The organism is Pricia antarctica (assembly GCF_900101815.1).
GTDB classification, from domain to species: domain Bacteria; phylum Bacteroidota; class Bacteroidia; order Flavobacteriales; family Flavobacteriaceae; genus Pricia; species Pricia antarctica.
This window is the reverse complement of record NZ_FNAO01000010.1, coordinates 136,203-149,463: the sequence shown is the minus strand read 5'-3', so window position 1 is coordinate 149,463 and position 13,261 is coordinate 136,203. Positions and strand designations below refer to the sequence as shown.

Below are 13,261 nucleotides of genomic sequence, written 5' to 3'. Positions count from 1 at the left end.
ACAATGAGAAACACACTAGTAAAATTAACGACCGTAGTATTGTTTATGGGAATTGTCGGATGCAAGAATGCTGATAAAAAGAAAAATGCTCAAGACTCAACACGCATGAAACAGGCAGCAATGTCCGAGGAGCAACTATTCCGTCCAAACTTCCATTTTACCCCAAAGAGTGGATGGATGAACGATCCTAATGGGATGTTCTATTACAAAGATTACTATCATCTTTATTATCAACATTACCCGGATGATAACGTTTGGGGACCCATGCACTGGGGGCATGCTACCAGCTCCGATCTGGTAACTTGGAAGGAACAGCCTATTGCATTGTATCCCGATGAATTGGGATATATCTTTTCGGGCAGTGCCGTGGTCGATCATGATAATACTTCTGGCTTTGGCAAAAATGGTATACCCCCAATTATTGCCATGTTCACCTACCACAATCCCAAAAAAGCCGAAGCAAAGAAAACTGATGTGGAGACTCAAGGCATTGCCTATTCTTTGGACGAAGGTCTAACATGGACGAAGTACGATAGGAATCCGGTAATAAAGAATCCAGGTGCGCGTGACTTTAGAGATCCAAAAGTTTCATGGGACGCTGAGCACAAACAATGGAATATGGTCCTGGCGGCTGGACAGGAGACTTATTTTTATAGCTCTGCAAATCTAAAGGATTGGGAATTGCTTTCCACTTTTGGCGAAGGAATCGGTAATCACGATGGTGTCTGGGAATGTCCGGACCTATTTCCGCTGAAAGTGCAGGATACCGATGAGACCAAATGGGTGCACTTGGTAAGTATCAATCCGGGTGGGCCCAATGGGGGAAGTGCCACCCAGTATTTCATCGGAGATTTCGATGGAAAAAAGTTCATGGTCGATGAGAATTTCAAAGATGAAATGCAGAAGAAACATGATTTTTGGGCCGATTTCGGAAAGGACAATTACGCGGGAGTCACCTGGTCCAATATATCGACTTCCGATGGCGCAAAACTGTTTATTGGTTGGATGTCAAACTGGCAATATGCCAACGAAGTGCCTACCGAAACATGGCGTAGCGCCATGACAGTGCCCCGAGAACTAAGGCTCGTAAAATCGGACGGTATCTATCGGTTGGTCTTTAGGCCTACGGACGAAATTATCGGACATCGCGGCAAAAAACACAAAGAGGGCGGTGTAACGGTCAATGAGGAAACGAAACTCGTCGATTCAGAAACCATCGATCTGTCCCGGGCCGAGCTCATCTTCGATATTTCGGATATCGAGGATGGCGGTTTCAACTTCAAGCTAACCAATTCGGGGGGGGATGAACTTTCGTTTGGATATAATGGTAACGACAAAAACTTTTATGTCGACCGGTCAAAATCCGGAAAAATAGACTTCTCCAAAAATTTTGCAAATACGATTATCACAGCCCCACGAATTTCGAAAGCGACAAGTTTGTCGGGAAGGATTTTATTGGATAAAACATCGATAGAACTGTTCTATGACGATGGGCTCAACGTTATGACCGAAATATTCTTTCCGAACGCACCTTTTGAAACCTTATCGATACAATCAGATGACGACAAACTTAAACTAAAGCACGTCGAAATACATGAATTAAAATTTAACTAAATCTCAACTATTATGAAAATGAAACTCCTATTATTTCTGCTGATCTTGGGACCTTTAGTCCTGCTGTCACAAATGCAGGTATCCGGTACGGTTACCTCTGCAGATGACGGTATGCCCTTGCCGGGCGCCTCCGTTGTTATCCTAGGCACCACCACGGGTACCACCACCGATTTTGATGGTAATTATACTCTTGACGATGTAGCTTCCGATGCGACACTAGCTTTTACCTATGTCGGTTTTTCGAGGCTAGAAGTGCAAGTGAACGGGCAATCCGCTATCAATGCCTCCTTACAGCCCGATGCACAGCAACTCGATGAAGTTGTACTGACAGGATACGCGACCGAGCGAAGAGTTGACCTAACTGGTGCTGTTACGGTTGTGGATATTGCCCCTATAGAAGGGCAGAGCCTGAGTTCTGGCAATGCAATGCAGGCCTTACAGGGAAGAGTGCCAGGCCTTTTTGTGGAAAAATCCGGTAACCCTACCGGGGCGAGCAGTCGTATTCTGATCCGAGGGGCCACCACTTTGGGTAATAATGATCCTTTGTACGTTATCGATGGTGTCCCCACAAAACGGCCTGAAGTGTTTGCAAGCCTTAACCCCAACACGATTGAATCTATCCAGGTGCTAAAGGATGCGTCGGCCTCTTCCCTATATGGTTCTCGGGCGGCTAACGGCGTAATCATCGTTTCTACGAAGAACAGGGCTCCGAGGGGGGAAACACTAAGTGTCTCCATCAATTCGATAGTTTCCGTGCAGTCCGAAAAAAATCAGCGGTACGATATGTTAAGTTCGCAGCAACGGGGCGATGCACTGTGGCGCGCCTCGGTTAATGATGGTGCCGATCCCGCAGGCGGATATGGCGAAATTTACAGTTTTGACTGGAACGGCGATTTTGCTAACCCCGTACTAAATAGTGTAGGGATACAACCTTTCGTGGGTGGTGATCCAAACGTACCTGCTGGAAATACCGATTGGCAAGATGAAACCTACAAAACAGGCTATGTCTTTAACAATGAGGCAACGGTTGCGGCAAGTTCTGATAAATCTTCCCTTTTAATCAACATAGGATATTTGAAAAATACAGGCATGCTAAAAAATACCAGTTACGACCGGTACACAGCAAAGATAAATGGTGCCACCAAGCTTTTCAAAGACAAACTGCAGTTTGGTGTTAACACACAATTTTCGACATCGGCTGAAACCTTGGCGGCAAGGGATGTAGGGAATGCCCCCACACCCGGACTTGCAATCACCTTGGCTCCGACCATACCGTTGCGCGATAGTAATGGTGATTTTGCGGGTCCCATCGGTGCAGGATACTCCGATAGAAACAACCCAGTATTAATGCAATTTTTAAACCAGTGGGACAATACGGAGCGGAACAATTTTTTCGGTAACATTTTTGCTGAACTGCAAATACTCGAAAATTTGACCTTCCGTTCCAGTCTGGGAATAGATTTCAACGATTACAAAAGTAAGAATGTCGAACGAAAGGTCGATAATGGGTTTGTTTCACGAAATACAAATCGACTTATTTTGGATACCAACAAGTTTACGAGTTTGGTATTCTCTAATACCTTGAACTACAATGTAGAATTGGGTGAACATCGGATAGGAGTTCTTTTGGGGGTCGAATCCATTAAAGACGATTTTGATTCCGTCTTTGCTTCTGCCGATGATTTTGCTGTTGAGACGGAAGACTACTTTGTCTTGAACGCGGCATCGGGGCCAAGAACCTCACAGGGCAGATCAACTGGGAGCAGGTTATCCTCACAATTTGGGAAACTGAACTATGCTTTTTCCGACAGGTATTTGGCATCCTTTACGTTACGCAGGGACGGTTCTTCTAGATTCGGCGCTAATAACAGATATGGTATTTTCCCTGCTGGTACTCTTGGATGGCGAATCAATAATGAGCAGTTTATGAGTGATGTGGAGGTGGTTTCAAATCTAAAACTTCGAGCGGGTTATGGCGAAGTAGGTAATCAAGAAATCGGGGATTTGGCCCGTTTTGGTCTATACGAGTCAAGATATGGGCCGGTTTTCAGTCAATTTGGTAGTACCGGTTTCGACCAATGGTACAATATAGGTACGGCATATGACCTGGGCGGCAATAATTCCGGTAATCTGCCTTCTGGATTCGTATCGGTACAGGCGGCAAACCCAGATCTGAAATGGGAAACCACCAAGGAATGGAATTTTGGTATTGATTTCGGGTTTTTGAACAATGCCATCAACGGTTCATTTGATTACTTTACCAGAAATACCAGCGATATTTTAACTACACCTCCCATAGCTTCTGTTATTGGTGAGGGCCAACAGCGAGTTTTGAACGGTGCCACCACCGAAACCAAGGGCTGGGAACTTTCGCTTGGATATGCCAAAACATGGGAAAACGAGCTTTCTTTTAGCGTCTCTGCCAATTTTGGGGCCTTCAAGGATAAGATTACCGAGTTGCCCGAGGAAGTCAGGTCGGCCTTTCCGGGAACGGCCGAAAACTCTATCATCGGCAGGTCCCAGTTTTCGATATTTGGGTATAAAACGGATGGTCTTTTTCAAAGTCAGGCTGAAGTCGACGCACACCCTACCGGTGGTGCACAGACAGGAAATGCTAGGCCCGGCGGAATAAAAATCGTTGATTTGAACAATGATGGTGTCATCAATGGTTCAGATCGGGATTTCATAGGAATTACCCTTCCCGATTTGGAGTATGGGATTAGCGTAAACCTAGGGTACAAAAATTTTGATTTTGCCATGTTTGGTTCCGGTGTAGCGGGACGCAGCGGAACAGATCCCTATATATTCTGGAATAATTTTGTTCAGGGGAGGGAGAATGCCGGTCTTGGCGTGCTGAATTCTTGGACCCCCGACAATACGGGTTCCGACATCCCTTCGTTGTCTCTGGTCAATAACTTTACCGATACTTCCGACTATATTTTGAGGAACAACTCCTATTTTAAGATAAGGAATTTACAGTTGGGCTATTCCCTTCCTGAGAATCTTATAGCCCAATGGGGCGGGATGACGGCATTGAGGATTTATTTTCAAGGGGAAAACCTTTTCTGGTTTACCCCAGGGGATTATATAGGATCGGATCCGGAGCGGACGGACACTAATACTATTCCAGTACCTACCGTGCTTTCATTGGGTCTTAACGTGAACTTTTAAAAATGAAAATCATGAAAAATTACAAATTAATTATATTGGTAATATTGTCAGCACATCTACTACTCTCATGTTCGGATACCTTTTTGGAGTATGAGCCGGAAGGAGCGTTGTCCAGTGAAAGCGTTGCGACCGCCGATAACGTCGAAGCATTAGTTACAGCAGCGTATGCCGGCATCGCCAATGATCAAATTAGTGGTCCCCTCACCCATATGTGGGTATATGGCAGTGTGCGTTCGGATGACTCGTACAAGGGTGGTGGTGGCCGAGGGGATGTTAATATTGTGGACCATTATGAACAATACAATTTGACAGTGCCCGATGACGGCGGCGATATGGCCCCAGCGACCTGGACCAATTTTTATAAGGCGATTTCGAGAGCTAATTTTGCTCTTTCAGTAATTAATGACCTATCCGAAGCCGATGTTCCGAATAAAACCGCTCGGCAGGCCGAACTTCGATTCTTAAGAGGACATTCCCATTTTATGCTAAAGCTGTTGTTCAACAAGATTCCTTATATTAGGGAAGGGCTTACTCAGGAGGAAATTGCCTTAGTTTCCAATGATGTCTCCGATGAAGATCTGTGGAATACCATTGCCGAAGATTTTCTATACGCCTACGACAACCTTCCCCAATCACAGGAAGAACCAGGAAGGGCAGATCGTAATGCGGCTGCGGCTTATTTGGCTAAATTACGGTTGTACCAGGCTTACGAACAGAATGAAGAACATCAGGTGACAGGAATAAATCCGGCACGTTTGCAAGAGGTCATTGATTATGCCGATGAGGTTACCGGAAGTTTAGAGCCGGATTACGGTAATAATTATTTGGACGGTTTTGATAACGGTTCCGAATCCATCTGGGCGGCCCAATTTTCAATAAATGACGGTACAACAGTAGGAAGGGTAAGTTATGTAACAGGACTAAATTCACCGCACGGCACAGCATTGTATGGTTGCTGTGGTTTTCATTTGGCAAGCCAAAACATGGTGAATGCTTTCAAGACCGACGCAAACGGACTTCCATTGTTGGACACATTTAACGATACCGATATTTTTACGAATTTAAATGCCGATGGCGAGACGCCCCCTGATGCAGGCCTTACCGTCGACCCAAGACTCGACCATACAGTAGGGGTACCCGGTAGGCCATTTAAATATAGAAACACCCTCAATGAACCGGGCGATTTGGTATATAACTTTAGCTGGGCGCGAGATCCTGGGGTATATGGCTATTTTGGGAATATGAAAGAACAGCAGGCACCCGATTGTTCCTGTTATAAAAAGGAAGGGCCTTTCATGGGGACTTCCAAGAATGTGGATTTTATCCGTTATGCAGATGTGCTGCTCTTCAAAGCCGAAGCATTGATACAATTGAATAGATGGGACGAGGCCTTGCCTATCATCAACCAGATAAGGGAACGTGCTGCCGCTAGTACACAACGTCCCTTAGATGCCGGAGCGAACGATATTTACAATATCGGGACTTATAGCGCTTTTCCAGATAAAGAGTTTGCGATGAAAGCTCTGATGTTCGAACGCAGATTGGAATTTGGTATGGAAGGTCCACGTTTCTTTGACCTAGTCAGATGGGGCATAGCAGAGGAAGTTTTAAACGCTTATTTGGCCGAAGAGAAAACCAAAAGGGATTTCCTGAACAATGCGCAGTTTACTGCGGGCAGGGACGAATATTATCCAATACCACAGCGGGAAATAGATTTTACGGGAGGAGTTTATGTACAAAACCCTGGCTACTAATTTCCTTGTGGTTGAAGAATAATTCAGTGATTTGAGTTAGTTTGAGTTAGTTTTTGGACACGGGTCGGAGGACCCGTGTTTTTTCCCCTAAATCGTTTACTTTAAAAAGTAATATAATGCTTAAAATTAAAGATACACTATACGCTATTTACTTTTTTGCCTTGTTGGGTCCCGTATACTTGACATCCGCTCAAGATAAATCTGTGGACTATACTTCAAAAGTCCCGAAGTTCGAATTTTCCAATACCCTCGAAAGACAAGAGGAGGAGTTAAAGGCCAATCCGTTGATGATACGGTTCGCGGCATCCCGTGAAAAAATGAAGCACGACCGGTATCGTCCAAGCTACCATTTTGTAAGTCCCGAAGGTAACCTGAACGACCCCAACGGACTAAGTTACTGGCAAGGAAGATGGCACCTGTTCTATCAGGCCTATCCACCGGAAGATACACGCCAGCATTGGGGCCATACGGTAAGCGATGATCTGGTGCATTGGAAGGATTTGCCCTATGCCATCTATCCGGGGCCGGAATACCAATGCTATTCTGGGTCGGCCTTGGTAGAAGACGATAGGGTCATCGCCATGTACCATGGTACGCGCTTGGGTAATATGGTGGCTACTTCTAACGATCCACTTTTGTTGAATTGGGATAAAATCGGTGACGGTGCCGTAATTCCCATGACCGCGAACAGTGAAGACCTACCGTATTATGTTTACGATCCCAATATTTGGAAAAAGGATGGGGTGTACTATTCTATGTCCGGCGGAATTACCAACGATAATCCCGGAGACAACCCAATGGTTTCCAACTACCTGTTCAAATCCGAGGACCTAAAAACTTGGGAATATATGCACGAATTTATAGAAAATGATCATTTTACCCATGTAGGCGATGATGGTGCCTGTCCTTATTTTTGGCCCATTGGCGATCGCCATATCCTTCCTTTTTACAGCCACATTAGCGGAGGGCAATACTTTTTGGGCGACTACGACAAGCGGCGTGACAAGTTTGTAGCAACTGGCCATGGGAAATTCAATTTTGGGGCCTCCAATCCGGCGGGGGTACATGCGCCCTCCGCAGCACCCGCGAACAATGGGAAAGACGTAATCATCATCTTTAACATGAACGCGGCAAAACCTACCGATGGATGGGACCAGATCATGAGCCTTCCCAGAAGGCTGATGCTCAAGGGTAAGGATACCCTGTTACAAGAACCTGCCGGGGACATCGAATCACTTCGCTCCAATAAGCGAACCGTCGAAAAAAGAACACTTCCTGCCAATCAAGAAATCGTTTTGGACAATATCAGTGGCAATGCTATGGAAATCGTTGCAGAAATAGATGCCAAGGATGCACCCATGGTTGAACTGAATGTCCTGCGCTCCCCAGATAAAAAGGAATACACTAGGATTGCTTTTTACAAAGAACGGGGCAAATGGCAGGGCCGAAATTACGAACGTCCCAGACCGGAGTCTTGGAAGCAAGAGTTCAACAGCTTGCTGACCATAGACTCATCTTACTCCTCCATACTACCCGACGTGAAATCACGTGCCCCAGAAACAGGTTCTTTCTATCTGGAACCCGATGAGAACTTAAAATTAAGGGTATTTATCGATAAAAGTGTGGTCGAGGTATTCGCTAATGGAAAACTTTGCGTCGCTGTGCGGGTCTATCCCGGAATGGAGGATAGTTTGGGCGTTTCCCTACGCTCTCAAGGACAGGATAGCGAACTGCTTTCGTTGGAGGCCTATGATATGGAAAATATCTATGAATAATGTAAAAACGGCGTGATATTTCGAATTTCTCTTATAAATTTACTTAAACCGTAGTAATCTTCTTTAATGGAAGAAGCTATTTAAAAAACGACATTATGAAAAGAGCACTACCATTACTAATTTTTATGGCCATTTCGGGAGCGGTATTTTCACAAGAAAATCCAATCGGAATTTTTGAGGACAATAAGGACATCGGTAATCCAAAATTAGCGGGGTCGGCTTCTTATGACGAAACTTCGCAAACGTACACAATAAAGGGTGCCGGATATAATATTTGGGGGCAGCGCGATGAACACCGCTATCTGTACAGTAAAGTGAAGGGCGACTTTGTCGCGACAGCTAACTTTGAATTTGAGGGCAATAAAGAAATTCATCGTAAGATCGGGTGGATGGCACGTGCCTCGGAGAATGACAATTCCGTAATGGTCGGCGGTTTCCTTCACGGTGACGGACTAATGGCAGGCCAGTGGCGCGAACGAAAAGGGGCCGATATGCAAAACCCCGAGGATGACGTTTGGGCCCAAAAGCGCTATCAGCAGATTATACAGTTGGAGCGTCGCGGAAATACCTTTATTGTACGTGCCGCGCATCCGGGTGAACCTTTGCAGGAAATCAGTTCCAAACAATTAGAATTTATGCCAGAGGCAGTGCTTTTGGGTGTTGTTATAGGTTCACACGATGAAAACGTAATCGAAACCGCCAGAGTATGGAACGCTCGTATTGACCAGCCCGTGGCCGAAGATTATAATCCCGGAAAGGATGGATGGATCGGATGCCGGATGGAAACGATGAACGTTTTCGACGGTAAACGTAGAGTGATCCACGAAAAAGACGGACGTTTCGAGGCACCCAACTGGATGCCCGACGGTAAGGAACTCCTTTTCAATGAAGACGGGTCATTATACACCATTCCCATCAATGGAGGTAAGACCGAAAAACTGAATACGGGCTCCGCCGACGATCTCAACAACGACCATTGTATTTCGTTCGATGGTAAAATGCTAGGTATCAGCCATAACGATGGAGAAGGTTCCAATGTGTTCTATCTTCCGCTTGATGGTGGAGAGCCCAAATCGGTTACTCAACAGGCTCCGTCTTATCTGCACGGATGGGCACCTAACAACAAAGAAGTGGTTTACGTGGCACAAAGGGGAGAAAACAAGGTGTACGACATCTATAGGAAACCCATTAAAGGAGGCAAGGAAGTCAAATTGACCGATAACAAAAAATGGGACCATGCCGACGGATGCGAATATTCACCGGACGGCAAGTACATTTATTACAACGGCTCCAAAAATGGGGGCACTATGCAAATCTGGAGAATGAAACCTGATGGAACTGAAAAGGAGCAGATTACCTTCGACCAATACAATAATTGGTTTCCGCACATTTCGCCCGATGGTAAGTGGATTGCCTTTATTTCTTTTTCGCCGGATATTGAACTAAATTCCCATCCTTCGTACAAAAAGGTAATGCTACGGTTGATGCCGACATCGGGAGGTGCGCCAAAAGTGATTGCCCATCTGTATGGGGGACAGGGCACTATCAATGTCAACTCTTGGTCACCGGATAGTAAACACATCGCTTTTGTCAGCAATTCAAAAAAGAGCGTAAAGGTGGACTAATTTCTTACTGATTGACCCGATGGTTGTATAATCAAAAACTTGAATAATCATGAAAATTCTCAGTAAAGGTCACTGGTCTGTGGTATGCCTGCTATTTTTGATATGCATTGGCTTACCACAAGGCAGTAGCCAAGATATGAGCCTTAACAATACCTCGAAAGTCCCCAAATATACCTTTGCTACTTCGTTAGAGAAACAGAAGGATTCATTAATTTTTACAATTTGACTTTGTTGCCATTTAATCAGATAAGCCTATCTAAAAGTCTAAAAGGAAAATTCCGGTTTATTTCCTAGTCTACAAAAACCTCATTCGTATCCAATTTCTAGTAATGGCTACTTCCACTTTAGGTTTGTTTATTTAAGATGCTTAATATATAATAGGATTATCATCCTAGTTTGTATGCCATTTTCTGCGCCGTTAGTGCTAGTTCAGTGGCAAGAAAGCAATGACTTTGAGCCATAGCTGTTTCGGTGCGGTTGACTACATCACTCACCAGTTGTTCACCGTAGGGCATATGAACATTGCTACAATCAAAATACTTGGTTTCCTTTTTATTGACCAAAAATAAGTGATTGTTCCCTTCCCGGCCGGCAATGTCAATATACTTTCGCATTTCGATATAGCCTTCAGTCCCTAAAATAAAGGTTCTTCCATCTCCCCATGTACCTAGCCCATCTGGAGTGAACCAATCTATACGGATATATCCGGTAGCGTGTTGACTCCGTACGCTCATATCACCAAAATCTTGATAACTTGGATATTCAGGAATATTAAAGTTTCCCGTTTGGGCAAAACTTACCTCTGCCTGTTTTGAATTGGTATAAAAAAGGAACTGGTCACATTGATGAGAGCCTATATCGCACAGGATACCTCCTGCTTTTTCGGGAGAAAAGAACCAATCAGGGCGGCTTTCGGGTCGCATACGATGAGGGCCAAGACCTATGACCTGTACGACTTTGCCAATGGCGCCTTCTTGGACCAATTGTCCTGCAAACACCGAGGCAGGGTTGGCCAAACGCTCACTGTATGTGATTGAATAAATACGATCCGTTTCCTTTTGTACTTTCGTTACTTCTTCAAATTGATTAAAATTCACGATTCCAGGTTTATCGACCATATAGTCCTTGCCAGATTTCATTACACGAATGCCAAGAGGAGCGCGATCTACAGGGATTGATGCACTCGCCACCAACTTTATAGAAGTATCTTCAATAATTTCTTCTTCGCTTTTTGCAATCTTTACCTTAGGATAGCGCTTTGTGAAACTTTGTAACAAAGCGGGTTCTTTGGCATAAACGGCCACTAGGGTTCCGCCGCCTTCAAGTAGGGAATCTACCATCCCATATATGTGGCCATGGTTTAGCCCGATGACCGAAAATCGTATTGCTCTCTTGGGCCTTGAACGTTTTTGGGGTCTAACAATAATCTCTTCAGGTCTAGTTGTAGATCCTAAGCTATGACCCAAAGCTCCGAGTGGCATCATAGAAGCGGCCGCTAATCCAGCTGCGGAGGAAAGACTTTTTGTCAAAAAATTACGTCTATTCGATTTCATAATTTATGGTTTTTATAATATTTAATAATTCCTTTGACCTCCTCCCGTTAAACCGGACATTTTAAAAGTAGAGAATTTTAATCAGATTTAATATTGCCTTGGTTACCAAAAGTCCGATAAAGTGTGTATTTTTATTTAAAGGATTTAGAAAGTGGTAAACCCAAATAGTATAAGGGGAAATTCTTCCAAAAAAGTCCGACTTTTAAAAGTCCAACTGAATACTAAAATTACTTATGTCAAATTCGAGCATGAACTGAATGCTAAGGTACTGCCCTGAATTATGTCATCTTTGAGTAGCTTAGCTTGAATCGTAAACCAAAAAGGACTATTTATATAAAATAGACTCGACCTTTCACGATTTCGGTTTAAATCAAAAATTTCGAGTAGAATTCTACTCAAAAACAATGGGATTATGGGTAATTACAGTGATAACCGTAGAAGATTTATCAAACAGTCTTCTGTAGCAATGGGAGGTTTGGCGATATCCAATATAAGTTCACCTCTCGACATTTTTTCGCAAAATAGTACTATCGCAGATCCTATAAGATTGGGCTTTGTCGGAATAGGGGGCCGGGGTTCCTACCATCTTGATGTGGCATTGGGAATGGAAGGTGTATTGGTTCCAGCAATCTGTGAAATTAAGCCTGAAAGACTGTATCAGGCGAAAAGGTGGATCGAAGAATCGGGCCAGCCGACTCCTCGGCTCTACGATAAGGGGCTTACGGATTTTAAACGTCTTTGTGAGGAAGAAACCTTGGATGCCATAATTTGCTCTACATCATGGGAATGGCACGCCCCAGTTTGCCTTGCTGCGATGAAAAATGATAAGCATGCCGTATCGGAGGTGCCCATTATTCTTACGGTCGATGAAGCTTGGGAACTGGTAGAAACATCTGAAAAAACCGGTAAATGGGCCACTCTTGCCTTGGAGCAAGCGATGTTGGAAAGTTCTGATGGGCTAGCGTTGCTGAACATGGTACAAAAGGGACTATTTGGAGAAATATTGCATACGGAGGGTGGCTATGTGCATGACCTGAGATTTGTCAAAAATAATCCTGCGGAAGAACCTTGGCGTTTAGCCTACGACGTAACACATAACGGTAATCTATATCCAGACCATCCGATGAACCGCATTATGGCATATGAAAATATAAACCATGGTGACAGGCTGGAGCATTTGATTTCCATGAGTTCAAAAGCGGTGATGCTCCATGAATATGCGGAATTGAACTATGGCAGAAACTCCGAACAAGGTAAGATCGAATTTAAACAGGGTGATGTCAATACAACCTTAATTCGGACAGCTAATGGACGGTTGATAACTTTAAATTACGACACGAATACGCCACATCCAAGAGAATTATTTCGCTTACAAGGTACAAAGGGAGTATACTTAGGAGGAAGTGCCTTGGATGGCCCGAAAATTTATCTTGAAGGACTTAGCCCTGAGGAACACGAATGGGAACCTGCCGCAAAATACCTCGAAGAATACAAACACCCTGTAATCAAAAATTATAATCCAACTCCTCGAAAGTCAGCGTTAAGAGGCCACGGCGGTAACAGCAATACCACACCTTTGACCTGGCATTTATTGGTGAATGCCTTGCGAGAAAAAAAAATGCCCTATTTTGATGTATACGATTCAGTTACCAGTAGTGTGGTGTTTCCGCTTTCAAATTTATCCGTGGCCAATAATGGCAAATCCGTAGATGTTCCCGATTTTACTAAGGGCAAGTGGAAAACTAGGCCCCCCATGACAATTGGGTAAG

At 44.3% G+C, this 13,261-nt stretch carries 7 protein-coding genes; 6 read left to right on the top strand and 1 reads right to left on the bottom strand.

The genetic code is table 11. The features are described from left to right. The first annotated feature begins 3 nt into the window (after positions 1-3). The 5 genes from BLT07_RS18530 (at position 4) to BLT07_RS18510 (ending at position 9,939) form a co-directional block, all read left to right on the top strand. Positions 4-1,614 carry a glycoside hydrolase family 32 protein gene (locus BLT07_RS18530; protein WP_091873390.1) on the top strand — a complete coding sequence of 537 codons (1,611 nt, stop codon included), beginning with the start codon at positions 4-6 and terminating at the stop codon, positions 1,612-1,614. Positions 1,615-1,626: 12 nt separating this feature from the next. Continuing rightward, on the top strand, positions 1,627-4,785 hold the full coding sequence (locus tag BLT07_RS18525; RefSeq protein WP_091873387.1) for a SusC/RagA family TonB-linked outer membrane protein: 3,159 nt from the start codon (positions 1,627-1,629) through the stop codon (positions 4,783-4,785). An 11-nt stretch (positions 4,786-4,796) separates the two neighbouring features. Further along, positions 4,797-6,539 (top strand): RagB/SusD family nutrient uptake outer membrane protein, encoded by a 1,743-nt coding sequence (locus BLT07_RS18520; protein WP_091873460.1) that lies wholly within the window; start codon positions 4,797-4,799, stop codon positions 6,537-6,539. A gap of 116 nt (positions 6,540-6,655) precedes the next feature. Further along, entirely contained in the window at positions 6,656-8,314 is a 1,659-nt protein-coding gene (locus tag BLT07_RS18515; RefSeq protein WP_091873384.1) for a glycoside hydrolase family 32 protein, read from the top strand. Positions 8,315-8,409: 95 nt separating this feature from the next. Then, complete coding sequence (locus BLT07_RS18510; RefSeq protein ID WP_091873379.1) at positions 8,410-9,939, top strand: TolB family protein; 1,530 nt, start codon at positions 8,410-8,412, stop codon at positions 9,937-9,939. A 386-nt stretch (positions 9,940-10,325) separates the two neighbouring features. Here the strand turns inward: BLT07_RS18510 and BLT07_RS18505 are convergent, their stop codons facing one another. After that, positions 10,326-11,492 carry a Gfo/Idh/MocA family protein gene (locus BLT07_RS18505; protein ID WP_091873374.1) on the bottom strand — a complete coding sequence of 389 codons (1,167 nt, stop codon included), beginning with the start codon at positions 11,490-11,492 and terminating at the stop codon, positions 10,326-10,328. 412 nt (positions 11,493-11,904) lie between these two features. Here BLT07_RS18505 and BLT07_RS18500 point away from each other — a divergent pair, with 412 nt between their 5' ends. Continuing rightward, complete coding sequence (locus BLT07_RS18500) at positions 11,905-13,260, top strand: Gfo/Idh/MocA family protein (RefSeq protein ID WP_091873370.1); 1,356 nt, start codon at positions 11,905-11,907, stop codon at positions 13,258-13,260. The last annotated feature ends 1 nt before the right edge of the window (position 13,261 follow it).